This window comes from Gallaecimonas pentaromativorans, from assembly GCF_003751625.1.
Lineage (GTDB): Bacteria > Pseudomonadota > Gammaproteobacteria > Enterobacterales > Gallaecimonadaceae > Gallaecimonas > Gallaecimonas pentaromativorans.
The window spans coordinates 119,916-145,887 of sequence record NZ_RJUL01000002.1 but is presented as its reverse complement, the minus strand read 5'-3'; the positions used below and the strand labels follow the sequence as shown (position 1 = coordinate 145,887).

General features: G+C 59.3%; 19 protein-coding genes and 3 tRNA genes. 6 read left to right on the top strand and 16 right to left on the bottom strand.

What is annotated here, in order from left to right; translation table 11 throughout:
* Positions 1-131: 131 nt before the first annotated feature.
* Both ybaK and EDC28_RS03490 read right to left on the bottom strand, forming a co-directional pair.
* Positions 132-599: a Cys-tRNA(Pro) deacylase gene (gene ybaK, locus EDC28_RS03495; protein ID WP_123420690.1), complete on the bottom strand. Its 468-nt coding sequence runs from the start codon at positions 597-599 to the stop codon at positions 132-134.
* Between the two features lie 65 nt (positions 600-664).
* On the bottom strand, positions 665-2,815 hold the full coding sequence (locus EDC28_RS03490; RefSeq protein ID WP_123420689.1) for a M3 family metallopeptidase: 2,151 nt from the start codon (positions 2,813-2,815) through the stop codon (positions 665-667).
* 236 nt (positions 2,816-3,051) lie between these two features.
* Here EDC28_RS03490 and EDC28_RS03485 point away from each other — a divergent pair, with 236 nt between their 5' ends.
* Complete coding sequence (locus EDC28_RS03485; RefSeq protein WP_336391493.1) at positions 3,052-4,050, top strand: D-cysteine desulfhydrase family protein; 999 nt, start codon at positions 3,052-3,054, stop codon at positions 4,048-4,050.
* A 58-nt stretch (positions 4,051-4,108) separates the two neighbouring features.
* Here EDC28_RS03485 and EDC28_RS03480 read toward each other — a convergent pair whose 3' ends face one another.
* On the bottom strand, positions 4,109-6,262 hold the full coding sequence (locus tag EDC28_RS03480) for a M3 family metallopeptidase (RefSeq protein WP_123420688.1): 2,154 nt from the start codon (positions 6,260-6,262) through the stop codon (positions 4,109-4,111).
* 614 nt (positions 6,263-6,876) lie between these two features.
* Between EDC28_RS03480 and EDC28_RS20080 the strand changes: the two genes are divergently transcribed.
* From EDC28_RS20080 to EDC28_RS03470, 3 genes are all read left to right on the top strand, one after another.
* Positions 6,877-7,023, top strand: a complete 147-nt coding sequence (locus EDC28_RS20080; RefSeq protein WP_170164012.1) for a hypothetical protein — start codon at positions 6,877-6,879, stop codon at positions 7,021-7,023.
* Positions 7,024-7,091: 68 nt separating this feature from the next.
* Positions 7,092-7,286 (top strand): hypothetical protein, encoded by a 195-nt coding sequence (locus tag EDC28_RS03475; protein ID WP_123420687.1) that lies wholly within the window; start codon positions 7,092-7,094, stop codon positions 7,284-7,286.
* 21 nt (positions 7,287-7,307) lie between these two features.
* Positions 7,308-7,955 (top strand): nuclease-related domain-containing protein, encoded by a 648-nt coding sequence (locus tag EDC28_RS03470; RefSeq protein WP_123420686.1) that lies wholly within the window; start codon positions 7,308-7,310, stop codon positions 7,953-7,955.
* 6 nt (positions 7,956-7,961) lie between these two features.
* Here EDC28_RS03470 and EDC28_RS03465 read toward each other — a convergent pair whose 3' ends face one another.
* The 10 genes from EDC28_RS03465 to EDC28_RS03420 all read right to left on the bottom strand — a co-directional run bounded on the left by EDC28_RS03465 (position 7,962) and on the right by EDC28_RS03420 (position 21,049).
* Complete coding sequence (locus tag EDC28_RS03465) at positions 7,962-8,891, bottom strand: chemotaxis protein (protein WP_123420685.1); 930 nt, start codon at positions 8,889-8,891, stop codon at positions 7,962-7,964.
* 123 nt (positions 8,892-9,014) lie between these two features.
* Complete coding sequence (locus EDC28_RS03460) at positions 9,015-9,893, bottom strand: spermidine synthase (protein ID WP_123420684.1); 879 nt, start codon at positions 9,891-9,893, stop codon at positions 9,015-9,017.
* Complete coding sequence (locus tag EDC28_RS03455) at positions 9,890-10,534, bottom strand: fused MFS/spermidine synthase (protein ID WP_123420683.1); 645 nt, start codon at positions 10,532-10,534, stop codon at positions 9,890-9,892. The genes EDC28_RS03460 and EDC28_RS03455 overlap by 4 nt, the downstream gene beginning before the upstream one ends.
* Positions 10,535-10,670: 136 nt before the next feature.
* Entirely contained in the window at positions 10,671-12,155 is a 1,485-nt protein-coding gene (locus tag EDC28_RS03450; RefSeq protein ID WP_123420682.1) for a tryptophan halogenase family protein, read from the bottom strand.
* A 24-nt stretch (positions 12,156-12,179) separates the two neighbouring features.
* Positions 12,180-13,181 (bottom strand): cupin-like domain-containing protein, encoded by a 1,002-nt coding sequence (locus EDC28_RS03445; RefSeq protein ID WP_123420681.1) that lies wholly within the window; start codon positions 13,179-13,181, stop codon positions 12,180-12,182.
* Complete coding sequence (locus tag EDC28_RS03440; protein WP_050658559.1) at positions 13,178-13,906, bottom strand: SapC family protein; 729 nt, start codon at positions 13,904-13,906, stop codon at positions 13,178-13,180. The genes EDC28_RS03445 and EDC28_RS03440 overlap by 4 nt, the downstream gene beginning before the upstream one ends.
* Before the next feature lie 186 nt (positions 13,907-14,092).
* The gene (locus EDC28_RS03435) at positions 14,093-17,062 is read right to left on the bottom strand and encodes a TonB-dependent receptor (protein ID WP_123420680.1); all 2,970 of its coding nucleotides are present in this window, start codon (positions 17,060-17,062) and stop codon (positions 14,093-14,095) included.
* 259 nt (positions 17,063-17,321) lie between these two features.
* Positions 17,322-18,326, bottom strand: a complete 1,005-nt coding sequence (locus EDC28_RS03430) for a LacI family DNA-binding transcriptional regulator (RefSeq protein ID WP_123420679.1) — start codon at positions 18,324-18,326, stop codon at positions 17,322-17,324.
* Positions 18,327-18,339: 13 nt separating this feature from the next.
* A complete protein-coding gene (locus EDC28_RS03425; RefSeq protein ID WP_050658556.1) occupies positions 18,340-19,674 on the bottom strand; it encodes a glycoside-pentoside-hexuronide (GPH):cation symporter in 1,335 nt (444 codons plus the stop codon).
* A gap of 16 nt (positions 19,675-19,690) precedes the next feature.
* Positions 19,691-21,049 carry a GH1 family beta-glucosidase gene (locus EDC28_RS03420; protein ID WP_123420929.1) on the bottom strand — a complete coding sequence of 453 codons (1,359 nt, stop codon included), beginning with the start codon at positions 21,047-21,049 and terminating at the stop codon, positions 19,691-19,693.
* Between the two features lie 249 nt (positions 21,050-21,298).
* Between EDC28_RS03420 and EDC28_RS03415 the strand changes: the two genes are divergently transcribed.
* Positions 21,299-23,800 carry a glycoside hydrolase family 3 protein gene (locus tag EDC28_RS03415; RefSeq protein ID WP_170164011.1) on the top strand — a complete coding sequence of 834 codons (2,502 nt, stop codon included), beginning with the start codon at positions 21,299-21,301 and terminating at the stop codon, positions 23,798-23,800.
* Between the two features lie 61 nt (positions 23,801-23,861).
* Here the strand turns inward: EDC28_RS03415 and EDC28_RS03410 are convergent.
* The 3 genes from EDC28_RS03410 to EDC28_RS03400 all read right to left on the bottom strand — a co-directional run bounded on the left by EDC28_RS03410 (position 23,862) and on the right by EDC28_RS03400 (position 24,121).
* Positions 23,862-23,938 (bottom strand) — tRNA-Val (locus EDC28_RS03410).
* Positions 23,939-23,953: 15 nt separating this feature from the next.
* Positions 23,954-24,030, bottom strand: a tRNA-Val gene (locus tag EDC28_RS03405).
* 14 nt (positions 24,031-24,044) lie between these two features.
* Positions 24,045-24,121 (bottom strand) — tRNA-Val (locus EDC28_RS03400).
* Between the two features lie 270 nt (positions 24,122-24,391).
* Here EDC28_RS03400 and EDC28_RS03395 point away from each other — a divergent pair.
* Positions 24,392-25,951: a S8 family serine peptidase gene (locus tag EDC28_RS03395; RefSeq protein ID WP_123420677.1), complete on the top strand. Its 1,560-nt coding sequence runs from the start codon at positions 24,392-24,394 to the stop codon at positions 25,949-25,951.
* The last annotated feature ends 21 nt before the right edge of the window (positions 25,952-25,972 follow it).

Genomic DNA, 25,972 nt, shown 5'->3' with positions numbered 1-25,972 from the left:
TGAGGCCGCCCTTGGGGTGTCAAACTGCCTTTTACGTAAACGAAGTATGGATGAGCTCAGTGGTCTCATCCGCTACCTGAGCGGATCGGCCTTTGCTAATGCAGCGGGCTGCTTGAAGGGATTTTGGTTGTTCAGCGGGCGATATCGGCAAAGCTGCCCTGGGTCAGTTGGCACAGCGCAGTTGGCGAAAGGGCCACTTCCAGGCCGCGCCGCCCGGCGCTGACATGGATAAGCGCCAAGGCGCTGGCACTGGCATCGATAAAGAGCGCCAAGCGCTTTTTCTGCCCCAAGGGGCTGATGCCACCCACCACATAACCGGTAGCCTTTTCTGCCTCCGCGGGCGGCGCCATCTCGGCTTTTTTGGCGCCAGCGGCCTTGGCCAGGTGTTTGAGGTCAAGCTGCTTGTCTACCGGCACCAGCGCCACCACCAGCTTGCCGCTGTCGAGTTTGGCCAGCAGGGTTTTAAAGACCTGGTTGTAGGGCAAGCCCAGCACGTCGGCCGCCTCCAGCCCGTAGGCAGGGGCTTTGGGGTCGTGCTCGTAGCTCAGTACCTGATGGGCAACGTTTTGCTTTTGCAGCAGAAGAATGGCAGGGGTCATGGGCGTTGGTAGTCAGAGAACCTGGCCCATCTTAACGAAAAAGGGCGCCTTTCGGCGCCCTTTTATCAGTTCAGACCGCGGCGTTTGAGCAGCGCGTCGATGGTGGGCTTTTGGCCGCGAAAGTTGATGTAGTCTTGCATCAAATCCTGGCTGTTGCCCTTGGACAGTACGTTTTCGCGGAACTTGTCGCCGTTTTCACGGGTCAGGCCGCCGTTGTCCTTCATGTACTGGAAGGCATCGGCCGCGAACACTTCGGTCCACAGGTAGGCGTAATAACCGGCGCTGTAGCCACCGGAGAAGATGTGGCTGAAGTAGTCGGTTTTATAGCGAGGCGGTACCGGCGCGTAGTCGATGCCGTGCTTGGCCAGGGCCTGGTGCTCGAAGCTCTCGATGTCTTTGACTTCGGTGCCGGCCGGCAGGCTGTGCCATTCCATGTCCAAAAGCGCCGCGGCCAGGTACTCGGTGGTGTCAAAGCCCTGGTTGAACTTGTGGGCCGCCAGCACTTTGTCCAGCAGCTCTTTGGGAATGGGCTCACCGGTTTTGTAGTTCTTGGCGTAATGGGCGATGACTTCGGGGTTGATGTCCCAGTCTTCGTTGAACTGCGACGGGAACTCCACGAAGTCGCGGGCGGTGGCGGTGCCCGCCAGGCTCGGGTATTTGACGTTGGAGAACATGCCGTGCAGGGCGTGACCGAACTCATGGAACATGGTGGTCACTTCGTCAAAGGTCAGCAGGGTAGGCTGGCCTTCGGCGGGCTTGGGAATGTTCAGGGCGTTGTAAATCACCGGGTGAGTGCCCAACAGGCCAGATTGGGTAACCCACTCGGACATCCAGGCGCCGCCGTTTTTGCCGGTACGGGCGTAGGGGTCTTCATAGAACAGGCCAATGGATTTGCCGTCGGCGTCGAACACCTCGAACGGCATGACGTTGCTGTTCCAGACCGGCAGGTCTTTACGTTCTTTGAAGGTGATGCCGTAGAGCTTGTTCATGGCGTAGAACAGGCCGTCGTGCAGCACGGTGTTGAACTCGAAGTAGGGCTTCACCTGGCTTTCATCCAGGTCGTACTTGGCCTTGCGGACTTTCTCGGCATAGAAGGCCCAGTCCCAGGGCTGCAGCTCGAAATCGCCGCCGTCTTTTTTGATCTCGGCTTGAATATCAGCCGCTTCAGACTTGGCCTTGGCCACGGCTTTGGGAGCCAGCTTGTCGAGGATGTCAAAGACCGCTTCGGGGGTCTTGGCCATTTGGTCTTCCAGCACATAGGCGGCCCAGTTGGGGTAGCCCAGCAGCTTGGCCTTCTCGGCGCGCAGCTCAACGGTTTTCAGCACCACCGGATCGTTGTCTTTGGCGCGGTGCGCGGAGGTTTCCCAAATTTTCTTGCGAAGCTCGCGGTTTTCCAGGCTGCCAAGGATGGGCTGGCGAGTGGTGTTAACCAGGGTGATGAGGTAGCCGTCTTTGCCGTCGGCCTTGGCGGCAGCGGCCAGGGAGGCAATTTCGCTGTCGGAAAGACCAGCCAGCTCGCTCTTGTCCTTGACCAGAATGGTTTCATTCTTGAAGGAGTTGAGGATGTTGGTGTTGAACTGACTGGACAGCTTGGCCAGCTCACCGTTGATGTCACGCAGCTTGGCTTTGTCCTGGTCGGACAGCTTGGCACCGGCGCGCACAAAGTTGGTGTAGTAGAACTGGGCCAGACGCTGGTCTTCCTTGCTCAGGCTGTCTTTGTTGTTGTAGATGGCCTGAACCCGGGCGAACAGCTTGGGGTTCATGTAGATGTTGTCGCTGTGGGCAGCCAGCTTGGGTGCCATTTCTTCTTCGATTTTCTGGTACTTATCGTTAGAGACCAGGCCAGAGAGGTTGCCGAACACGGTGGAAACCCGGGTCAGCAGGGCGCCGGATTTCTCCATGGCGACAATGGTGTTGTCGAAGGTCGGGGCTTCGCTGTTGTTGGCGATGGCCTCAATCTCGCTGTTGTGTTCTTTGATACCTTGCTCGAAGGCCGGCAGGTAATCAGCGGTGGTGATTTTGTCAAACTGCGGCGCTTGGTATTGCAGCGGGCTTTTTTGCAGCAGCACGTTGTCTTGAGCGGCAGGCATGGCGGCAGCGGTTTGCTCTTTGGCCGGGGCGGCAGCCGTGCTGGTTTGCTCGGCTTTATGGTCGTCGGAACAGGCACTCAGTGCCAGGGCCGCGCCAATGGCGCTGGCGATAAGGGTCTTGCGCATTAGATTCTCCCTTGGGTGTTTACGCGCCCGTTCTTGTGCTTGAAGGTACGCGATCACTGTGGTTAGCCAAGGCACCATAGCAAGAGCATTCAGCGTCTTACAATGATCGCTAAACCATAATGGGATACGGTTCACCGAGGTTTTTGGTAACGAAATGTTCCGCTTTTCCGAATTTTAACTTCATGTTTTCTTTGGTTACTTCCTGGTAACCCTATTTGTCGGTAAGGAGAGCTGCCTTGTATTCATCACTGCCCGTGCTGCGCCCATTCCCCCGTTTTTGCCTGCTTGAGGGCATGACACCCATCCAGCGCCTGGTGAGTCTTGAAAAGGCGCTGGGTGAGCGCTGCGCCATTTTTGTCAAAAGGGATGACCTGATGGGTATAGGTGGTGGCGGCAATAAACTGCGAAAGCTCGAATTTCTGATTGGCCAGGCCAAAAGCGAAGGCAAAGACACCCTGATAACGGTTGGCGCCCGCCAGTCCAACCACGCCCGCCTTACCGCGGCCAGCGCCGCCGTTGCTGGCCTTGGCGCCGAGTTGGTGCTGGCGCGGCTGGTGCCCAAAACCGACGACGATTACCTCTTTAACGGCAACCCCCTTCTCGATGGGCTCTTTGGCGCCACGGTGCACGACCTGCCTGGCGACGCCGATACCCTGGCCTTTGCCCAGCAGCGGGCCGAGGCTTTGGGTGGGCGGGCCCTGGTTATCCCAGCTGGTGGCTCCAGCGCCATCGGCATGCTGGGCTACGCTGGCGCGGCCGCCGAAATCGCCCAGCAGGAGGTGGCCCTTGGCCGGCGCTTTGACAAGGTCTTGCTGGCTAACGGCAGCCACGGCACCCAGGCCGGGTTGGTGGCCGGTTTTAAGGCCCAGGGCCTTGGCGGCAAGGTACTAGGGTACACGGTGCTGGCGCCGCTGGCTGAGGCCAAAGCCCAGACCCTCGCCAAGGCCCGGGAAGTGGGGGCGCTGCTGGGCATTGAGGTTGATGAGGCCGACATTGCCATTAACGGCGAACATCGCGGCCCCGGCTACGGTATCGAAACCGATGAGATGAAAGCGGCGCTCAAACTGATGGCCCAGACCCAGGGCCTGCTTTTGGACCCGGTGTACAGCGGCAAAGCCTTTGCCGGTATGTTAGCCGGTATCCGCGCCGGGCAGTTCGACGGCCAAAGCCTGCTGTTTGTGATGACTGGCGGCACCCCTGGGCTTTACGCCTACCGCCAGGCGCTTGGGGGCTGAGTGTTCGTTTGGATAATAAAAAACCCGCCATCTGGCGGGTTTTTTAATGGGCGGCGGGTTAGTCCACCAGGCCGCGACGCTTGAGCAGGGCATCAACGGTGGGCTTGGAACCCTTGAAGTTAATGTACTGCTGCATCGGGTCGATGCTGTTGCCCTTGGAGAGAATTTCCTTACGGAATTTATCGCCGTTTTCGCGGGTCAGGCCGCCGTTGTCCTTCATATATTGGAAGGCGTCGGCCGCGAACACTTCGGTCCACAGGTAGGCGTAGTAACCGGCGCTGTAGCCACCGGCAAAGGTGTGGCTGAAGTACGGGGTTTTATAGCGAGGCGGTACCACTGCCATCTTCACGCCATGTTTTTCCAGGGCTTTGTCTTCAAAGGCCTGCACGGCGCCGGTATCGGTGCCCGCCGGGAAGCTGTGCCATTCCATGTCCAGCAGCGCCGCTTCGATGTACTCAAGGCTGTCAAAGCCTTGGTTGAATTTGCGCGAATCGAGCACCTTTTTCAGCAGCTCCGCCGGAATAGGCTCGCCGGTCTGGTAGTTCTTGGCGTAGTTGGCGATGACTTTGGGGTTGATGGCCCAGTCTTCTTCAAACTGCGACGGGAACTCCACGAAGTCGCGAGGTACGCTGGTACCGGCCAAAGTGGGGTATTTGACGTTGGAGAACAGGCCGTGCAGGGCGTGGCCCATCTCGTGGAACATGGTGGTGGCTTCGTCAAAGGTCAGCAGCGCCGGCTGGCCTTCGGCGGGCTTGGGAATGTTCAGCACGTTGACCACCACCGGGTGTTTGCCCAGCAGGTTGTTCTGGCTGACCATGGCGTTCATCCAGGCGCCGCCACGTTTGCCGTCACGGGCAAAGTAGTCGGCGTAGAAGAAACCGATGGAGCTGCCGTCGGCGTCGAACACCTCGAAGGTGCGCACGTCAGGGTGGTAAACCGGCAGATCGTGGCGCTCTTTGAAGGTGATGCCAAAGAGGTTTTGCATGGTGAAGAAAATGCCGTTTTTGAGCACGTTGTCGAGCTCAAAGTAGGGCTTGATTTGGTTCTCATCCAGGTCGTACTTGGCCTTACGCACCTTCTCGGCGTAGAAGGCCCAGTCCCAGGGCGCCAGCTCGAAATCGCCACCAGCGGCTTTGATCTCCTGCTGGATATCCGCCGCTTCGGCTTGGGTCTTGGCCACCACTTTGGGGGCCAAGTCGTCCAACATCTGGTAAACCGCCGCCGGGGTCTTGGCCATCTGGTTGTCCAGCACGTAATCGGCCCAGGTATCAAAACCCATCAGTTTGGCTTTTTCGGCGCGAAGTTCGGTCAGGCGTTTCACCACCGGGCCGTTGAGATCCAGGGCGCGGCCGGCAGAGGCTTTCCAAATCTTCTCGCGAAGGGCGCGGTTATCCAGGTTGGTCAGGATGGGCTGGCGGGTGGTGTTCATCAGGTTGATGACGTACTTGCCCTCAAGGCCAGCGGCCTTGCCAGCTGCGGCCAGTGAGGCTATTTCCCCGTCGGAAAGCCCGGCCAGCTCGGCTTTGTCATCAACGACGATGGCGGCGTCTTTGGTGGCTTTGAGGACGTTTTGGGCAAAGTCGTTGGTGAGCTTGGCCATTTCGCCGTTCAGCTCACGCACCTTGGCTTTTTGCTCGTCGGTGAGCTTGGCGCCGGCGCGGACAAACTGCTTGTAGTAGATCTCCACCAGGCGCTGGTCTTCGGCGCTGAGGCTGGCGCGATCGTTATAAATCGCCTCAACACGGGCAAACAGCTTGGGGTTGAGGTTGATGTTGTCCTGGTGGGCCGAGAGTTTGGGCGCCATGTCTGACTGGATGGCACGGATCTCATCGTTGGAGATGGTGCCGGTCAGGTTAAAGAAGGTGCTGGCGGTGCGGTTCAGTAGCTCGCCGGTTTTTTCCATGGCGACAATGGTGTTGTCGAAGGTGGCGGGCTCTGGGTTATTGGCGATGGCGTCGACTTCGGCGCTTTGTTCGGCCATGCCTTTTTCAAAGGCCGGGGTGTAGTCAGACAGTTTGATTTTGTCGAACTCCGGCGCTTCGTATTGCAGGCTGGATTTTTGGAACAACGGATTGGTGGCTTCGGCTGCTGCGGTCTGCGGCGCCTTGACGGTGTCGGCCTGGGCGGCCTGTGGTGCCTGCTCTTTGTTGTCGGAACAGGCGGCCAGGCTCAGTGACGCGCCGATGGCAATGGCGACAAGGGTCTTGCGCATAAAAGTGTCTCCCTCTCCTATGAGGTGTGGGTTGCCGGTTTGTTTTTGAATTGTTTTCAAAAACCGGTCTCAAGTCAGCCTGTAACCATAGCAAGGCCGGTAGCGGCGCAACAATCTCCGCTGAACCCGGATAGAGAGCCGTTTGACCCTTGTAAGGCCAGCTTTTAAGCGGCTTTGGCGCCAGGGGGAGGGCATGGCTGCCTGCCGGCTGACAGGCGAGGTTTTTATAGAAAGGAATAAACGAAGTGATTTTGCGCCCTGGCTTGATTTATCCATGGCTTAACAACTTTTCGGGGTGATTGTTAATAGAAGGGCGTCGTGCTCCCAACTGCGCCCATTAGCGCTGAGAACAAAGCACGAGCGGACATGACCTGCATCAAAAAACCTTGCCGCGCTGTTGTGTAGAGTCTCCCCCCAGTAAAGGGTACCTCTGCAACCATCTCTTTACTGCGCGGCCTTGGCCGTTCGACATGTTGATTCTCTGTTTTAAATGGACTCGTTCAAAACAGTTGCCCGGCTAAGCCGGGCTTTTTTTTGCCGGGTATGACCTGGGTCAAAGACCGGCCTGGCCGATATTTGTACTCTGGGCGGGAAGTCAGACGGATAAGGGATCAATGATGTCACGTTCCTTTCGCAGCCAGCCACCTCGCCAGTGGCGCCCCGACGAGCCTTTTGCGCTGCTCTTTAGCCTGTACCACGACCGCCCGGTGCGGCGCCTAAAGCGCAATGACAAGCACTATAAAATGGCGCACCGTAGCTGACAGGCAGCGGGCCCCAAGGGCCCGTTTACGGGCTACAGTGTATGCATAACCAGAGAAGGATGGCCGTTATGCAGTTAGTCTCGCAGTATCCGGAGTTCAGGGAAGCGATAGTCAACCTCCAGCAATGCAGCCCCCGATTTGCCAGTTGGCTGCAAACCCCTATCAACCCGCCGTACCCGGGGCCGACGCCGCAGCTAACCGAGCTGCTGGGCGCCTTGGTCCCCAAACGCCGTCTGCCCGGCTGCGGCGCTTTTCGAAACTAGGGCTTTTTAAGGTACCCAAACATGGATGTGACGACCTTGCTGGCGCCGCTACTTTCAGGCGTGTTGTCTTTTTGGTGGCTTTGGCTGCTGCTGTTTGCGCTGGCCTTTATCAAACGCCAATACAACTCGCCCTCGGCCAAGGGCCGGCGCGGTGAGGCGCGGCTTGCTTCGCGGCTACAAAAGCTTGGCCAGCCATACCGGCAATTTCATGACGTAACCCTGCGCTTTGGCGACGGCACCACCCAGATAGATCACCTGCTTGTTTCACCCTTTGGGGTCTTTGTCATCGAGACCAAAAATTACCAGGGCTGGATCTTCGGCGGCGAAAAGCAGCGTTACTGGACCCAGTCGCTGTATCGCACCAAGACCCGCTTTCAAAACCCGCTCTATCAAAACTACAAGCACTGCCTGGCGGTTGAAGCCTTGTTGGGGCTGGCCAAGGGGGAGGCAATTTCACTGGTGGCTTTTGTCGGCGAGGCAACCTTTAAAACCGCGCTGCCAGACAATGTTTGCCATGGGGCGGCGGCGCTGATGTATATCCGCCGTTTTAGCGAGCATCGTTATGGGCCAGAGCAGGTACAAGCCATGTGCCAAACCCTGGCCTCAGCCCGGCTTGCGCCGGGGCGCGATACCGAGGCCAGGCACTTGGCATACCTCAAGGAGCGGTAACGGGGATTAGGTCACCAGCTTGCTGGCAACGCCGGGGGTGACATCGCCGTCTTCTACGTGCTGGGCGCCGCGCAGCATGCCATGAATAAGCCCGGCGGCTTCAAACTTGGTCAGTGCCTCGTTGGCGCCCACCTGGTGGGCTTTGTCGACACTGATGTCGCTGGAAAGCGAGGTGTGCAGGATGATGTAGCAGCCCTTGAGTTTGCTATCGTCCCTGACCTCGAAGGTCAGCTCGTAGCCATCAAGGCCCGGCATTTCGATGTCGCTCACCAGGATCTCAAAGGGGTTGCCAGCCGCCGCCGCCTCGCGCATCAGCTGCAAGGCATGGGCGCCGTCACCACAAAACTCGAAGGGCACATCCACGTGGCGAAGGGCATCGCTCAGCTGCTTGCGGGCCACGGCCGAGTCGTCCACCACCAGGATGCGGTGGCTACGAAGCTGGGCCTGCTCGGCCGCGCTTATCTGGGCGTAGAGATGGTCGGCCGGCGGCGGGAAAATGTGCGACAGCAGCATCTCAATATCCAATAGCTGCACCATCTTGCCTTCAAAATGGGTCACCCCCGAGACGAAAATATTCTTGCCGGCTGACTTGGGCGCCGGGGAAATTTCCTTCCAGTTGCTCTCCATGATCCTATCGACCTTGCGCACCATAAAGCCCACGGTTTGGCGCTGGCAATCGGTAACGATGATAAAGCAGCGCTGCTGCTCATCCGGCTGGATGGGCCGGTAACCCACGGCGCCGGCCATGTCGATAACCGGAATGGGGTTGCCGCGAATAGGGGCCGAGCCCAGCACCGTGGGGTGGGACTTGGGAATGATGGTCAGCGGCTGGTAGGGCACAATCTCCCGCACCTTGAGGGTGCCCAGGGCAAAGGTCTGACGCTCGTTGAGATTGAAAAGAAGAAGCCCTTGCGACTGTTTGCTGCCATTTTTCATGGTAAAAGTGCCCTTGGATGGTGACGCCGGCTTGCGCGCGGTGGTGTTAGTTGCAGTATACCGTGCCCTGCCAAGCAAATAGGCGACCAAATATCAGCAAAACCCAATTCACCCGGCACAATACTATTCCTGGCGCTGCAACAAATTGGCCGGCGAGTACTGATCGGTGAGGATACGGGCGCCGGTATCCCAGTCGGTGGCGGTGCTAAGGGCTGGCGGGTATTCCTCGATAGCCACCCCAAAAGGGGCCAGGCGCTCGGCCAGGGCCGCCGCCCGCTGCTGCAAGGTGGCTTCACTGGGCAAAGGGGCAGCAGTGGCGATCACCACCCGGTTTTGGGTGTTTTCCATCTTGAAGTTAAAAAAGGGCCCGAATACCTGGCGGTAGGTGGCCGATTCATGGTCGTAGAGCTTGCTGGTTGAAAAGGTGTTGGCCACCAGCACGCCGCTCTTGCCCAAAAGGGTGCGGGTTTCTTGTAAAAACTCCTGGGTCATCAGGTGCTCGGGGATGTAATCGCCGTTAAAGGCGTCGAGGATCACCAAGTCATATTGGGCCTTTTGCAGCTGCGCCCTTTTGATAAAGACCCGGGCATCGCTCACCTTGACCTGCATTTTTGGGTCTTCTTCAAAACCGAAATAGGTTTTGGCCACTTTCTCAACCGCCGGGTCTATCTCGACGATATCGATGCTGGCATCGGGGTAGAGCCGGCGCAGCACCGTCGGCACCGAGCCGCCGCCAAGGCCCACCATCAAGATTTTTTGAGGCTCTGGGTTAACCAGTAACCCGGCCAGCACCATGCGCACATAGGGAAACACCAGTTTCTGGCTGTGGTCCAGATACTGGCAGGTTTGGTTTTGGTCACCGCGCACCGCCGCAAACACCAGGCAGCGGCGGCCGTTTTGCTCTACCACCGAGATGTTTTGGTACAAGGAACGTTCCTGATGCACTGTTTTGGCAGAGGTGCTGGCGGCAAAGGCGGACAGCAGCAAGGGCAGCAGTTTCATGACAACACTCTCTTAAAACGCAGGTGCCCGGCAAAGGCGGCAAGGGCCCCCAGCAGCAACATGGCCACCAGGGTCAGCATGATGGTGTCTACCTCAAACCACAACACCAGGTAAAAGGAGGTGGCCAAGGTGCCAAGGGCGCTGCCGAGGGTGGAGATAAAATACAAAAAGCCTGCCACTTGGCCGCTGTGCTGCTGGTGCTGCACCAAGAGGCGCACCGAGTAGGGGGCAATCATGCCTAACAGGATGGTGGGCAGTAAAAAAAGCGCCGTTGCTGCCAACAGCGAGCCGTAGCGCGGATCGGTGACCTTGAGGAACACCGCCGCCATGATGGCCTCGCCAAACAGTACGATGGGCAGCAGTGCCAGGGCCGAGAGGGCATAGAAAAGGCTGTAGCGGCCAAAGCTTGGCCGGTGCAGCGACAGCCTGCCGCCAATCAGGTAACCAAGGGAGAGCGCCACCATAAAGACGGTGATAATCGACCCCCACACATAGATGCTGGAGCCAAAGTAGGGGGCAAGGATACGTCCCCCCAGCAGTTCCACCGCCATGATGGAAAAGCCGCTGGTAAAGGCCAGGGCGAACACCAAGGTGGGCTTGGCGCTGGCAACAGGCCGCGTCGATGTGATTGTCTCTTCCATGTGCCAACCTCCGGCAGGGCTACCGGCCTATCTTGGGCCATGGGCAGAGGTACTGCAACAGTTAGAAAAACAAAGGAATTTTCCCTAAAGCGCCGAGGCGGCAAGCTGATGGCAGCGCCGGCGGCGGCGCTGCCTTTCAAGGCGCGGCTTTGCAGTAGTGGTTGATAAAGTCCTGGTGAGGCGGGAAGCGCCCTGCCTCATGGCGGGCCTTGGCGCGCAGCTTGTCCAGCATGTCCCCCAGTTCCTTGATGTCGAGCATGTCCACTATGGGGTGGTAGCGCGCAGGTACTATGCCCTGGCCCATCATCACCTGTACCCAGGAGCTTTCGCCGAACAGATCCTGGCTGTACTTGTAGACGGCGCCGGACTCGCGAAAGAGGCTGATGCGCCGGGCCAGGCTATCGGGGATGTCCATGGCCGCGCAGTGGCGCCAAAAGGGGCTGTCGGTGCGGGCCGTGGCCCGGTAGTGCAGCACCAGAAAATCGCGGATGTTGGTCATCTCCTCCATGGTCTGGCGGTTGAACTCAAGCATGTCTGCCTCTATCAGGCCCTGGCTTGGGAACATCTGCAACAAGCGGATAATGGAGCGTTGGATAAGGTGGATGCTGGTGGACTCCAACGGTTCCAAAAAGCCGCTGGCAAGGCCCAACGCCACGCAGTTTTTCTTCCAGTGGGCGCGGCGGCTGCCGGTGCGGAATTTGATAACCCGCGGCGCGTTGATAGGTGCGCCTTTGATGTTCTCCAGCAGCAGCTTGATGGCGTCGTCGTCGGTCATGTAACTGCTGCAAAAGACCAGGCCATTGCCGGTGCGACTTTGCAGCGGGATGCGCCATTGCCAGCCGCTGTGGTGGGCAATGGCGCGAGTGTAAGGCAGCGGCGCGCCGATGTTCTCGGTCTGCACCGCAATGGCGCTGTCACAGGGCAGGTAATGGGTCCAATCGTCAAAGCCGGCATGGAGGGTCTGCTCGATAAGCAGCGCCCGAAAGCCGGTGCAATCGAGAAAGAAGTCCCCTGCAACCTGCTCGCCACTTTCAAGTTGCAGGGCCTGAAGGTTGCCGCTTTGTGGGCATTGGCGAACCTTGGCAATTTTCCCTTCTAGCCGTTTCACGCCATGGTTTTCGGCCAATTGGCGCAAAAAGCGGGCATAGAGAGCGGCGTCAAAATGGTAGGCATGATTGGCGTCTTGCCCCGGCAGTACCGCAAAGCGGCCCTGGCGGGCGGCCAGGTGCTCGGCGCAGTAGTCGCCAATCTCGCTCACCAGCGCCAGCTCTTGGCCTTTTTTCCAAAAATGGTGAAAGCCGCAGGCCCAGCAGCCTTGGCCCAAAAAGCCGAAGGAATGCAGGTAGTTCTGGCCTTGTTGGTACCAGTTTTCAAACTGGATACCGAGCTTGAAGGTGGCGTTGGTAGCCGCCATCAGCTCCGGCTCCTTGATGCCCAGCAGTCGGTGGAAAAGTTGCAGGGTAGGGATGGTGGCCTCGCCGACACCAACAGTGCCGATGTCGTCTGACTCCACCAAGGTGATATCCAGGCGTTTGCCCATCAGTTTGCCAAAGGCCGCCGCCGCCATCCAGCCGGCGGTACCGCCCCCGGCTATCACCACTTTGGTTATCTTGTTGTCCATTGTCAGCCTCTTATCTGGTTGTTATCAGCGTTTGAACTTGGCCATCAGCTCGGCGCGCAGCAGCCGGGCGGCCTGCTCGGTCATGGGGCTGGCCAGGGGCCCCTGGGCCTGCTCGGGGAGATGCGCCGGGGCACCGTCGTGGTCGAATACGTAATGGTCAAACAGCGCCTTCCAGGCCTGGCGCTGGGCCTTGGGGAGATCGCGCAGGCTCAGCACGGCGTGGAGCAGGGCGTTGGTGGGGCGGCCGAGCCAGGCCGGGCTGTCGCGCCACCAGAAGGTCATCAGCACGTTGAGGCTCGCCTTGGCCACCACCTGATGCCACCACAGGGAGGGAATAAAGAGGATGTCCCCTGGCTCGAGGGTAGCCTGTTGGGCCGCCGCCAACGCCTCGGCGGCCTTGGGAAAGCGGTCAAAGTCGGGCTCGTCGAAGTTGACCAGGCTGATGTCCTGGCCGCCCGGCGCCAAGCCTAGGGGGCCGACGTAGAGATTGCCCACTTCTTGGGGCGGGAACAGGGTAAAGGTGCGCTGCCCCACCAGGTTGCAGGCCAGGTTATGGGGGAAATCGAAATGGGCGGCAATACGCGAGGCGTTGCCCACCCAAAGGCTGGTCAGCGCCCCCAGGGCGGCAAAATCCTGGCCGTGCTGCTCGGCAAAGCCGGGGAAAAACTGTGTGGTCTCGGTCGAGCCCATATAAAGACCCGCCGCCAGGTCGCCGCCAGCCAGGCGCTCGGCCAGCTCGGCAAAGTGCTGGCGGTAACCCCGGAAGTTAAAACCGTCCATCTGGTCGTTGAAAAAGACCCGGCCTTTGGCCTCGGGGGGCAGCTCGCACACTGCGACCGGCTGGGCGGCAAAGCCACTCAGATAAGTGAGGGCGGCCTGGTCGGAGTCCAGGCCCTGTTGAGTGAGCGGCCAATGGCGGGCGCCGGCGCGAAACACCAGGGGCTGGTCGCGGCCGGCGATGGCGGCCAGTATCGCCTCTGGCCCCGGTGCCACGCACTCTTCAATCTGGGCCGGCCCAGCGGTCATAGCCCCAGCCTCTGGTTTTTGCGGGCCAGCAGATCGCGCATCCGAGACTGGGATGCGATGGCCAGGTAGATCGCCAGCAAATGGCCGCGGCGGTTGAGCTCGGCCAAGGTCTCGCCGTCAAGCTGGGCCAGACGCGCCTCGTCGATGGTGTAAAAGCCCACCATCTGGTGCTGGCTGCCGTCATTGAGGGTCAGTTCCAGGGTCACCACTTCCAGCAACGCCAGGCGCTTAAGGTTTTCCACAAAATCTTGGCCATCTTCCATGCCCAGATGCAGGGTTTCCAGTAACTCGGCCATGTGGTCGAGATAATCGCTGTTGCCACCCAGCGGCAAAAACAGCGGTTCGCCCTGGCTGCGGCTAACCCTGGGGTGGGCGAGGTCGATATGGATGACCCGCTGCTCCTTGTCCATGCCATCTTCTTTGAAACGCTGGCGGCCAATGAGGAAGGGTTGGCGGCGCAGGCTCAGCGGAATGTAGCCGGCCTGCCAGTGGTCACCGTCCAAAAAGAGGTTGTCGTTGTGGGTAAAGCCAAAGAGGGCCACGGCGTGGAAGGTATCGGTGGCCGGATCCTTGTGGAAAAAAATCGGGTAATAGGCGCTAACGGCGCGAAATTCTTGGGGGAAGGTGGGAGTGAACCAGAGGTTGTCACCGTACTCGGCCCCCGCCTGGGTGATGACTTTCAGATCGCTATGCTCGACGCTGTTCAATAACGCATGCTGACTCATGTCGGCTTCCTGCTGCTTGTTGTTATGTCCAAAAGGCCCGAACTGGCGGGCGAAAAGGGAGGGCGGCTGAACGGTCCTTGCCGAGCGATAGAAGGCGGGAGGGTGCAGTCCAGACCCATGATTTAAAGCTAACGGTTAGGGCGCCACCAAGGCAAGGGCCGGGACACACCCGGCCCTTGGTTGGCTTTAGAAGCTGTAATGCACACCCAGGGCGTAGCGCTCGCCGGTTTCGGTCAGGTTCAGTACCTGCTCCTTGGCGCGGCCATGCACACGGGTCGGTTCGTTGGTGACATTGATGCCTTCGAGGGACACCGTCAGCCCTTCGATGGCTTCGATATCGTAGCTGATAGAAAAGTCCACCTGGTGGTAGGCCTCCACGTACTGAGGGTTGGCCCCGGTGTCTTCCTGTGTTCGTGAGCTGAGGAACTGATCACGCCAGTTGTATGCAACACGGGCCTGAAAACCGTAGTTCTCATAGACCAACACGGCATTGGCGGTATCGGACAGACCCACCAGGGCCGGCTGGTCCATCAGGATAAAGTTGTCGTAGCTGGTATTGCTGTCCACCAGGGTGTAGTTGGCGATGATGCCAAAGCCGCTTTCCCCGAAGAAGTGCTGCACCGCAAACTCCCAACCGTCGATGGTGTCCTTGCGGCTACTGTTGACGGGGGTGTCGACGTTGAACGACATCAGCGGATCTTCATTCGGGTTGCCGGTAATAGCACCATTGGCAGCGTCGACATAGGGGTCGGAGCCGTAGTTGTCGAAGATCCACTGGCGAACCTTGGCCGAGTCGGTGTCGCCCAGGGCAGCCACGGCCTCGCGGTAGCGCTTACCACCGATAGGGTTGGCCAGGCCGTCGACGGTGACCTTACGCAGCTCGTTGGTGATCCAGTTTTTGGTGTCCTTACGGAAGTAACCCACGGAAGCGTAACTGCCCTCGTCGTAGTACCACTCCAGCGAGAAGTCGTAGTTGTTGGACTCGAGCGGCAGCAGGCTGGGGTTACCTGCGGTACCGGTACCACCGGCCTTGTTGGCCAGAGGGGCCAGTACGGTACCGCCCTGGATGGAGACATAATCGGGCCGACCGATGGTTTTGCTGTACGCCAAACGCATCTTAATGTCGTCGGTGACATCCAGGTTGAAGTTGACGCTGGGCAGCCAGTAATCGTAACTGCCTTTTTGGCTACCGAAGATCTGGCCTGCCGATTCCAGCTCGACTTCGGTGTCGGCTATCCAACTGGCACTGCCGTAGTCCACGACTGCCGAGACCGAATCCACATCGGTCTTCTCGTAACGCATACCCAGGTGCAGATCATAGGTCATGCTACCCAGTTCGCCGTTGTAGTTGAACTGGCCGTAAGCGGCGGTGGATTTTTCTTTGGTGTAGCGGTTTATCTCGTTGTTGTAGTCCGAGGCCGGGCAGAAGTTGCTGCCGCAGTCGCCGGCGCCAGGGCCGTTGGAATAGAGCTGTTCGGCCCTGTCACGTACCTTGTGGAAGTCCCAGAAGAACATGGTGTTGAGCGGGTCAAAGGCGTTGTTGCCCAAGAAGTTGCCGCCGTGGCTGTCGAACTTGTCTATTACCGACTCGGTTGGGAACCAGGCATCGTCTAGGTCGCCGGCCTGGCCGACACCGCCCCAGTCGTTACGCTGCACGGTGCGTTCCTGAGAGCGGTTCTCCACTTCCAGGAAAGACACCCCGAAATCAATGCTGGCCGGCATGTCGAACAGGTACTGGCCGCTGAACTGGTATTGGTGAATTTCGGAACGGTTACGGGTGTTGGTGAAATGGCTGCCGGTGACCCGCATGTCGGAAGGTTTTACGTCGTTGCCGCCTCCTACCGCCAGTACTGGCAAGTCGCCGGTGAAATCGGTGGCGGCGCTGGTGCGGATGAAGGCCGCGGTGGACAGGGTGTTGCTTGAACCCAGAGGATTGTTGGGTTTGTACTCGGCATAAGAGTGATGGGCGTCAAAGGACAGGGTCAGGCTGTCGTTAACGTCCCACTTGGCGTTAAAGCCCAAAGAACCGCTTTGGTTGCGCACCCCGTAATCCCCTGCGGCCATGGACAAGTCCTGCGGGGTGTCATAGGCCTCGGAGTAAATCAGCGGCGAGGCGATGGGGCCGTCTGACCAGACGTTCTCGGAGGGCACGAAGGTATACCAGGCCGAGATGTCATGGTACTGGGTATCCACGTCGTTACGCATATAGGTGTAATCGAGGGTGGTACGCAGGTTGTCTGCCGGTTGGTATTGCAGCACCAGTTGGCCGTTGGTGCGCTTACGCTGCTGCTCTTCGAAGCGGTAGATGGTGGTCTGGGGAACCGAGTAGATGTCGTCGTCGCCGGGACGATTCACCTGGTTGTCGCGGGGAACAGCGCCCCACTCGGAGTTACCGTCGACAACGCTGTTGTCCACCGAGCCGGGAAAGCTGCGCCAGCCGGTGCCCACCATGGCCTGGCGGTTACCGCTTTCGCGTTTTTGATAGCTGCCGGAGATGGAGATCCCGAACTTGTCGTCGGCAAAGGTGTTGGAGTAAAGGCCGGAGAACTCGGGGGTGGTGTTGCCCTTGTCGGTACTTTTATCGTCCAGGGCCTTGGCGCTGAAGGAGGCCACCAAGCCCGGCGTGCTCAAGGGCTTGTGGGTCAGGATGTTGACGGTCGCCCCGATACCGCCGGAGGGCTGGGAAGCCACACTGGTTTTGTAGACTTCGACGCCGCTGACACTCTCGGAGGCCAAATTGGCAAAATCAAAGGAGCGGCTGCCGGTGGTCACGGGCATCTGGCGGCCATTGAGGGTCACTAGGTTGAATTCGGGGCCGAAGCCGCGGACCGTCACCTTGCTCCCTTCACCATTGACCCGGTCAATGGATACGCCGCTAATACGCTGCAGGGATTCGGCCAGGTTGGTGTCTGGGAACTTGCCGATGTCGGTGGCGGAAATGGAGTCCACCACGCCGTTGGCGCTGCGTTTGACATCCATGGATCGCACCAGGCTGGAGCGGATCCCTGTCACTTCAATGACTTCGATATCGTTGTTTGGCTGGTCGGCCTGTTCCCCTTCGTCGGCCCAACTGGGCAGGGCATTGAACAGGCCCAGGCCCAAAGCCAGTGACAGGCTGGTGGCCAGCTGGGTTTTTCTGAATTTTTTATGCTGCATTTTTAATTTTCTCCCTTTGGCTGCTGCCGCGTTAGCCGGTCAGCCAATCCTATTGTCAAGCCTCACTCATGCCGGTGTACCGCTCCTTTAGGCATAAAATGTAAGCGCTTTCATAATGTAGGGTAGGGTGAAAATACTGTCAATCCTTTGTGTCGTTGTCGTTAACGTCAATATTGACGCTGGCGTCACATTGTTGGGAATTTGCTCGGCGTGGGAAACAAAAAACGGGCCATAACGGCCCGTTTTTATTCGCTTTTTTCTATACGTTGAGATCGGTGACTGATTCGCGGACTATGAGTTCGGGCGCGAACCTGTGGGCGAAGGGGATATCTTTGGCGTCGTAAACTTGTTGCAGCACCCAATTGGCCGCCATCTTGCCCATAGCTTGGATGGGGTTGGACACCGTGGTCAGCTTGGGTGAGATGTATTTGGGGAAGGGGATGTTATCAAAACCGACAAAAGACATGTCTTCCGGGACCCGCATGCCGCGCTCAAGGCACAGGGCGATGGCGCCTGATGCCATATGGTCGTTGGCGCAGACCACGGCAGTCAGCGGTTTGCCGCTTTGCAGCAACTTGGCCATGCCGTCGGCACCGCTTTCTTCCAGAAAATCCCCTTCGTGGAAAAAGTCCGGGTCAAAAGGCACGCCGAACTCGGCCAGGGCCTGGATATAACCTGCCAGGCGTTCCCTGGCATCCTGTTTGAAGAGGGGCCCCGAGATATAACCCACCTGGCGGTGGCCCCGCTCCAGCACGTGGCGACTGGCCAGATAGCCGCCTTGGAGGTTGTCCATATGGACGCATCTGTCGTCTATGCCTTCGACATGGCGGTTGATGAACACCACCGGGGTCTTTCCCTTGCCAAGGGCAACCAGATATTCGTTGGCCAGCATTTCGGCATCGACGATCAGGGCGTCACAGCCCCGAGAAACCAAAAATTCTACGGCTTCTTGCTCTTGGATGGCGTCGGAATGCCCGGCGGCGATGATCACGTGCTTGTTGGCGGCGCGCAGCACCGACTCTATTTCCCGCATCATGGGCCCGTAGAAGGGGCCATCCAGCTGCGACACCAGCACGCCAACGCTGTTGGAGCGGTTAGAGGCTAGAGACTGGGCGATGGTATTGGGCCGGTAACCGAGCTGCTCCATGGCCTCATGGACTTTCTGGCGGGTCTTGTCACTGACCTTGCCGGTATCGTTGATCACCCTGGAAACGGTGGCCAGCGATACCCTCGCCAGATTGGAAACGTCGTAGATGGTGGCCATGTCGTCGCGATCCTCAGGTACCGGAGTGCTGTTCCTTTAGCGCCATGCTGATCTCGCTGACGCGGCGGTTATCCAGGCGATAGTATCGCATCACCAGCGCCACCAGCACAGAGGCGATAGCCGGGCAGAGGGTAAAGCTCAGCAAGATGCCTTGACGGGTATCGTCATGCTGGGGAACATCGGCCTGGTAGCCGTAGGCCGCCAGCAGCCAACCGGCCAGGGCGCCACCCAGGGCCAAGCCCAGTTTGATAAAGAAGATCACCGAGGAATAGACCATGCCGGTGCTGCGCACCCCAGTCTTGAATTCACCATAATCCACGGTATCGGCCATTTTGGCCCACAGCATGGGGGTACCCATGTTGATGGTAAAGCACCAACCCACATAGAGCACCAGTGCCAATGCCGTGGCCCCCGTCGGTACCAACCAGGCAACCAGGCTAAGTAGCGCCGCCAGCAGTTGCAGCACGATGTAGGCTTTGACCTTGCAGACCCTATCGGCCACTTTCTTGGCCAGGGCGACCCCCAGGATATTGCCCACCATGCCGCAGGTCACAAAGAGGCTGATCATGTCCGGCAGATTCAGGCAGTACTTGACGTAATAGATGGTCAGGGTGTTTTTCAGCACCTGGCCGGTCAGCAAAAAGATGGCAGCGCCGGCCAATACCCGCCATTGGTCGTTGGCCCATAACGATTTGAAAGCTTTACCAAAATTCATCCCCTCTTGGCGGGGCGTCTGGTCCCGCTCGCGGGTACCGGCAAAGCACAGCAGGAACATCACGGCGCCGGCAATACTCATCAGCACCATGGCCATCTGGTAGCCCTTGGCTTTGTCGCCATGGCCAAAATAATCCACCAGCGGCAGAGTCAGGGAGCTGACGATAAGGCCGCCGAGCATGGCAAACACGAAGCGGTAGGACTGTACCGACACCCGCTCTGCCGGGTTGGTGGTCAGGGCCGAGCCCAGGGCGCAGTAGGGGATGTTGATGGCGGTATAGGCCAGCATCAGCAGCGCATAGGTACCCAGTGCATAAAGCTGTTTGCCCCCCTGGCTCAAGTCCGGCGTAGTAAAGGCCAGCACGCTGATGGCCGCAAAGGGCAGGGCAAACCACAACAGGTAAGGGCGGTAGCGACCAAAGCGGCTTTGGGTGCGATCAGACAGATACCCCATCAGCGGATCGGTGACCGCATCCATCACCCGTACCAGCAGGAACATGGTGCCGACAAAGGCCGGCGAAATGCCGAAGATGTCGGTGTAGAAGAAGGTCAAAAACAGCATCACGGTCTGGAAAATGAAGTTGCTGGCGGTATCGCCAAGGCCGTAGGCGATCTTTTCTCTTACGCTCAACATAACTGACTCCTTGTGCTTAATTTGCACCCTGTGCCTTTATCTCTCCCAGGAGCCCGCGATAGGCCATCGCGCTGGATTTGGGAATACGCTGCTGGGTTTGGTAGTCCACGTAGACAATGCCGAAGCGTTTGGAATAGCCCTCTGCCCATTCGAAGTTGTCCATCAGGCTCCAGGCAAAATATCCTTTTACATCAACACCCTGAGTTATGGCGTCGTGCACTGCCAACAAGTGCTGTTGCAGATAGTCAAGACGCATGGCGTCGTGGACCTTGCCATCAACCGGCACATCGTCTTGGGCGGCGCCGTTTTCGGTGATGTAAATCGGCGGCAGCCTGAACTGCTGGTGCAGATCAACCAGCAGCTCGGTAAAGGCCTGGGGCCTTATTTCCCAGCCAATGTCGGTGCGAGGCACCCCTGGCACACGCACTTCTTCAAAGCCAAGATCGCCACCGGCCTGGTACATGGCGCGGGTGTAATAGTTCACGCCCAGGTAGTCCAGGGGGGCCTGGATAATGTCCATGTCGCCAGCTTGCACCGGCGGCCGCTCGTCGGCCTTGAGGGCGTCAATGATGGCCGGATATTGGCCCGTCATCAGCGGTTGCAGGTACCACAGATTGAAATACTGGTTGGCCAGCTTGGCGGCGTTGGCGTCTGCGCTGCTGGCGGTGAGTGGGTAGGCCGGGGTGAAGTTCAGCACGATGCCGGCTTTGGTGTTCGGCAGCACGGCACGCAGTTCTTTCATCGCCAGGCCATGGGCCAGCAACAGGTGATGGGCGGCGGTGCGGCCTTTGGCCCGGCTGGCGTGGCCCGGTGCATGAATGCCGGCTTCGTAGCCGAGAAAGGAGCTGCAGAACGGCTCGTTGAGGGTGGCGTAGGCATGAACCCTGTCCCCCAGATGCTCGGCCACGGCCCGGGCGTAGTCTTTGAAGGCGTAACAGGTATCGCGGTTTAGCCAGCCGCCGGCGTCTTCCAGGTACTGGGGCAGATCCCAGTGGTAGAGGGTGACAAAGGGCTTAATGCCGCGGCGATTGAGCTCATCGAGCAGCCGGATGTAAAAGGCCATGCCGGCGTCGTTGACGCTACCATCCCGGTTCATGACCCGGCCCCAGGCAATGGACAGGCGATAGCCGCCCACGCCCAGCTGTTCAATCAGGGCCACGTCGTCATACCAATGCTGCACATGGTTGCAGGCGGTCAAACCATTGCTGCCATCGGCTATCTTGCCGGGGGTGGCGCAGAAGGTGTCCCAAATGCAGGGCAACCGACTGCCGGCGTCACCCTCAATTTGAAAGGAGGCAGTGGCCACCCCAAACAAGAAATCCCGGTGTCGCATAGGGGAGTGAGCAGGTAGGCTAAGAGATTGAATAGTGGACATAAATATCATCCTGAATCACCTTGTCGCCCATCCTCTGGGGACGCTTCGGACCCAACTGGCAGGGCGTAAAACCAGTTGACGACAGTTAAATTGTTGTTAAAAATGAAAGCGCTTACACAAATCTAATGACGTTGACGTAAAATGTCAACGCGCAGTGAAGTCAGCAACGACAGCGGGGCGGTCATTGAGGCACATCGCCATAGGCCTTGTGCAGCGGCCCGCCGTCATGCCAGCAGCAGGGGATCATTGATGAAAGTATGGAAACTTAGCGCCTTGGCGGTGCTCATGACCGCAGGCCAAGCCCTGGCCCAATCCACCAATGTGGACAACAGCCGCGACATCGAGCGCTGGCCCGCGCATATCAGCCCTTTTAAAAGGGACCCGGTGCTGGAAGGGCGCATCGATGCCATGTTGGCGAAGATGACGGCGGCCCAGAAAGTGGCGCAACTGATCCAGCCGGAGATCCGTGACATCACGGTGGAGGACATGCGTCGCTACGGTTTTGGCTCCTTCCTCAACGGCGGCGGCTCTTTTCCTGACGGCAACAGGAATGCCTCGCTCAAGGACTGGCGAGATCTCGCCGAGAAGCTCTACCGGGCCGGCCTGGACGACAGCCTGGACGGCGCCGCCATCCCGCCGCTGTGGGGAACGGATGCGGTGCATGGCCACGGCAATGTGGTGGGGGCAACCCTCTTTCCCCACAACATTGCCCTGGGAGCCACGCACGATCCGCAACTGGTGGAGCAGCTGGCGGCCCTGACCGCCAGGGAAGTGCGAAACTCCGGCATCAATTGGGTGTTCGCCCCCACAGTAGCGCTGGTCAGTAACACCCGCTGGGGCCGCAGCTACGAATCCTTTGGTCAGGACCCGAACCTTATCCGCCGTTATGCGAAAGCCTATGTCAACGGGATGCAGGGCGAGCTGGGCAAAGGCTGGCTGTCATCGACTCACACCCTGGCCACTGCCAAACACTTTATCGGTGACGGTGGCACCTTGGGCGGCGAGGACCAGGGTGACAATCCGGTGAGTGAAGCGACGCTGGTGGCATTGCATGCCCAGGGCTACATCGGTGCCATCCAAGCCGGGGTGCAGACCATCATGGCTTCCTTTAGCAGCTGGCAGGGGGAAAAGCTGCACGGCGACCACTACCTATTGACTGAGGTGCTTAAAGACCGCATGGGCTTTGACGGCTTGGTGGTGGGAGATTGGAATGGCCACGGCCAGGTACCGGGTTGCTCTAATGAAAGCTGCCCGGCGGCGATTAACGCCGGGGTCGATATTTTGATGAGTGCAATGGGCCACTGGCAGCCCCTTTACGACAACACTCTGGCCCAGGTTCAGGCCGGGCAGATCCCCCAAGCGCGCCTTGACGACGCGGTGCGCCGCATCCTGAGGGTCAAGCTCAGAGCCGGCCTTTTCGATGGCAACACCCCGATGGCCGGTGAAGATCCCAAGGCCAAAAGCGTTGCCAGCCCCGCACACCGCGCTTTGGCCCGGCGCGCGGTACGCGAATCCCTGGTGCTCTTGAAAAACGAAGGGGGCCTGCTGCCTCTGGCGGCCAACGCCAAGGTGCTGGTGGTGGGCGATGGCGCCGACAATCTTGCCAAACAGGCCGGTGGTTGGTCCGTTACCTGGCAGGGCAATGACACCACCGCCGCCGACTTTCCCGGTGCCACCAGTATCTACGCCGGCCTGGCATCGGCCCTTAAAGCCGGCGGCGGTGAAGCCCGGCTCAGCGTTGACGGCGCGCTGCCGGCCGGTTTCAAACCGGATCTGGTGGTGGCGGTGTACGGGGAAGATCCCTATGCCGAGGGCATAGGAGATATCGACAACCTCGAATACCAGCGTGGTGGCAAGCGGGACTTGGCCTTGCTTAAGGGCCTCAAGGCCCAAGGTTTCAAGGTGGTGTCGGTGTTCCTCAGTGGCCGCCCGCTCTGGGTCAACCCCGAACTCAACGCCTCCGACGCCTTTGTGGCCGCTTGGTTGCCCGGCACCGAAGGTGAGGGGGTGGCCGATGTGCTGGTGGGGACCCACGACGCCAAGCCGAGGTTTGATGTTACCGGGCGTCTGCCCTTTGCCTGGCCGGCCGATCCGGCCGATCAGGGCAGCCCCGGCCCCAAGGCGCTCTTTGCCATGGGCGCGGGCCTGAGTTTTGAGGACGATGGCCACTTGGCCCGCTTGCCTGAAGACTTGCCCAGCCGCCACGCTCCGCCGGCGCGGCTGGCGCTGTTTGACCGGATCATCAAACACCCCTGGCAGCTGGTGTTGGTCAAAGGTGGCAAAAGCTACCCGGTAACCGGCTCGGTCTGGCAGGACGGGGGCCTTGAGGTACGCAACATTGATTGGCGCGTGCAGGAAGATGCCCGGCAGTTTGTCCTGGCGGGCGATAGCAAGATCAGTATCCGCACCACTTTCGTCGAAGATCTGCGCCGTTTCGACCCGGCCAAGACGGTACTGACCTTTGCCGCCAATCTCGAAACCTTGCCCAAAGACGGCGAGCTGGCTCTGGCCATGATCTGTCAGGAAAACTGCACCAAGGCCGTCAGCCTGCAAGGGCAATTGCATCAAGGAGGCTGGCAGCGTTATCAGATACCCTTGTCCTGTTTTGGTCTAAGCGCCGCCCAATGGGGCAAGGTCACCAGCCCCTTTACCCTTGAAGTCAGTAAAGGCGCCAGATTGAGCCTGGCTGACATCACCATTGGCGAACCCCAGGGCAAGGAAGCCAAGACCTTGAGTTGCCCAGGTTCCTGATCCCCGGCCTGAGGTGCAGGCAAACAAAAAGCCCCGCTCAGTGAGCGGGGCTTTTGCGATCTGGTACACCCGAGTGGACTCGAACCACCGACCCCTACCATGTCAAGGTAGTGCTCTAACCAACTGAGCTACGGGTGTATACATCTGAATTTTTGGTACACCCGAGTGGACTCGAACCACCGACCCCTACCATGTCAAGGTAGTGCTCTAACCAACTGAGCTACGGGTGTACACGTCTGAATTTTGGTACACCCGAGTGGACTCGAACCACCGACCCCTACCATGTCAAGGTAGTGCTCTAACCAACTGAGCTACGGGTGTACTGCCAGCCACAGGCTGGAACGGACGCCAATAATAGCGATGCCCCCGGGTGGCGGCAAGTGCAAAAGCGTAGCCAAGCGGTTGTTTGGCGAGCTTTTATGCAGCGGCCTTGGCAAAAGTTCTTCAGCAGCATCGCGGGCGTCCCGTAAATGCGCTATTTGTTTTTTAAATGTTAACTAAAAGTTTATTTTGGTTAATGCCATACTGCTTGCACAAGGAAGAGGGGCGCCAAAGGACTGGCTTATAAAACCATAACGAGGAAGCCATTTCATGAAGAGCAATCATGTCGCGCCGCTTGCGGTTGCCGTCTCTCTGGCCCTGATGGGGGCCGCCCACGGCGACGAGCGCTATATCGTCACCTTCAAAGAAGGCAAAGGCCCGCAGGTGATGTCTGCCGCCAAGGGCCTTGGCGGTAAAGTCAAACTGCAACTTAGCGCCCAAAACGCCGTAGCCATGGAGCTACCGGCCCAGGCCTTAAAAGGCATTCAAAACAACCCTAACGTGGACTTTGTCGAACCGGACGCCAAGCGCTACCCGCTGGCCCAGGTGGTGCCTTACGGCATCGACATGGTGCAGGCGCCCCTGGTGACCGACGCCATGGCCAGCAACCGCACCGTCTGCATCATCGACTCCGGCTACGATGTCTCCCATGAAGACTTGTCCCAGAACGATGTGGACGGCGAGTATGACTCTGGCACCGGCTGGTGGTACACCGACGAAAACCACCACGGCACCCACGTTGCCGGCACCATTGCCGGCTATGGCGGTAACAGCGTCGGAGTGGTGGGGGTCAACCCCAGCGCCACCCTCAAACTGCACATTGTCAAAGTGTTCGGCGCCGACGGTTGGGCCTATTCGTCTTCCCTGGTCACCGCCTTGAATAAATGCGTGGCGGCAGGCGCCAACGTCATCAACATGAGCCTTGGCGGCAGCGTGAAAAGCCGCACCGAAGACAGGGCCTTTGCCAGTGCCTACGCCAATGGCGTGCTGAGCGTGGCCGCCGCCGGTAACGACGGCAACACCCGCCACTCTTATCCGGCTTCCTACGACTCGGTTATCTCGGTTGCCGCCATTGACGAGAACAAGGCCCACGCCGATTTCTCCCAGCGCACCAGCCAGGTTGAGCTGTCGGCTCCCGGCGTTGGCGTGCTCTCAACCGTGCCCATGGGCACCGCCCTGGTGGCCAGCACCACCGTTGGCGGCAGTGATTTTGCTGCCCTCGGCATGGAAGGTTCGCCCGTTGCCAGTGTTACCGCTGCCCTTAGTGATTGCGGCACCGGCGAGAGCACCTGTAACGCGCCTGGCCAGGTTTGCCTTATTGCGCGCGGCACCATCAGCTTTGCCGATAAGGTCCTGGCCTGTGAAAACGGCGGCGGCGTTGGCGCCATCATCTACAACAACGAGCCGGGCGCCCTGAGCGGCACCTTGGGCGATGTCACCACCAGCATTCCGTCTGTGGGGGTAAGCGCCGCCGACGGCGCTGCCATGCTGGCCAAGCTTGGCCAGAGCGCCACCGTTGCCATCGAGCCTGGCAACTACGCCTACTACGACGGCACCTCCATGGCCACGCCTCACGTGGTTGGGGTGGCGGCCTTGGTGTGGAGCCATTATCCGAGCTGCACCGCCGCCGACATTCGTAACGCCCTGGACGCAACCGCTGAAGACCTGGGCGCGGCCGGGCGCGACGATTACTTCGGTTACGGCCTGGTGCAGGCTAAGGCGGCATACGATTACTTGGAAGCCAACGCCTGTGGCGGTAGCGGCACCGGTGGCGACACCGGCGGCACCCCCGGCGGCGGCAAGGGCGGCGGTAAAGGCGGCAAAAAATAACACCAGCCGCGACGGTAAAAC

What these genes read in the sequence shown, in the direction of transcription:
- EDC28_RS03435 (WP_123420680.1), bottom strand. Translation starts at nt 17,062, where the DNA reads ATGCAGCATAAAAAATTCAGAAAAACCCAGCTGGCCACCAGCCTGTCA.
- EDC28_RS03445 (WP_123420681.1), bottom strand. Translation starts at nt 13,181, where the DNA reads ATGACCGCTGGGCCGGCCCAGATTGAAGAGTGCGTGGCACCGGGGCCA.
- EDC28_RS03480 (WP_123420688.1), bottom strand. Translation starts at nt 6,262, where the DNA reads ATGCGCAAGACCCTTGTCGCCATTGCCATCGGCGCGTCACTGAGCCTG.
- ybaK (WP_123420690.1), bottom strand. Translation starts at nt 599, where the DNA reads ATGACCCCTGCCATTCTTCTGCTGCAAAAGCAAAACGTTGCCCATCAG.
- EDC28_RS03430 (WP_123420679.1), bottom strand. Translation starts at nt 18,326, where the DNA reads ATGGCCACCATCTACGACGTTTCCAATCTGGCGAGGGTATCGCTGGCC.
- EDC28_RS03440 (WP_050658559.1), bottom strand. Translation starts at nt 13,906, where the DNA reads ATGAGTCAGCATGCGTTATTGAACAGCGTCGAGCATAGCGATCTGAAA.
- EDC28_RS03415 (WP_170164011.1), top strand. Translation starts at nt 21,299, where the DNA reads ATGAAAGTATGGAAACTTAGCGCCTTGGCGGTGCTCATGACCGCAGGC.
- EDC28_RS03490 (WP_123420689.1), bottom strand. Translation starts at nt 2,815, where the DNA reads ATGCGCAAGACCCTTATCGCCAGCGCCATTGGCGCGGCCCTGGCACTG.
- EDC28_RS20080 (WP_170164012.1), top strand. Translation starts at nt 6,877, where the DNA reads ATGATGTCACGTTCCTTTCGCAGCCAGCCACCTCGCCAGTGGCGCCCC.
- EDC28_RS03455 (WP_123420683.1), bottom strand. Translation starts at nt 10,534, where the DNA reads ATGGAAGAGACAATCACATCGACGCGGCCTGTTGCCAGCGCCAAGCCC.
- EDC28_RS03470 (WP_123420686.1), top strand. Translation starts at nt 7,308, where the DNA reads ATGGATGTGACGACCTTGCTGGCGCCGCTACTTTCAGGCGTGTTGTCT.
- EDC28_RS03475 (WP_123420687.1), top strand. Translation starts at nt 7,092, where the DNA reads ATGCAGTTAGTCTCGCAGTATCCGGAGTTCAGGGAAGCGATAGTCAAC.
- EDC28_RS03420 (WP_123420929.1), bottom strand. Translation starts at nt 21,049, where the DNA reads ATGTCCACTATTCAATCTCTTAGCCTACCTGCTCACTCCCCTATGCGA.
- EDC28_RS03425 (WP_050658556.1), bottom strand. Translation starts at nt 19,674, where the DNA reads ATGTTGAGCGTAAGAGAAAAGATCGCCTACGGCCTTGGCGATACCGCC.
- EDC28_RS03450 (WP_123420682.1), bottom strand. Translation starts at nt 12,155, where the DNA reads ATGGACAACAAGATAACCAAAGTGGTGATAGCCGGGGGCGGTACCGCC.
- EDC28_RS03460 (WP_123420684.1), bottom strand. Translation starts at nt 9,893, where the DNA reads ATGAAACTGCTGCCCTTGCTGCTGTCCGCCTTTGCCGCCAGCACCTCT.
- EDC28_RS03465 (WP_123420685.1), bottom strand. Translation starts at nt 8,891, where the DNA reads ATGAAAAATGGCAGCAAACAGTCGCAAGGGCTTCTTCTTTTCAATCTC.
- EDC28_RS03395 (WP_123420677.1), top strand. Translation starts at nt 24,392, where the DNA reads ATGAAGAGCAATCATGTCGCGCCGCTTGCGGTTGCCGTCTCTCTGGCC.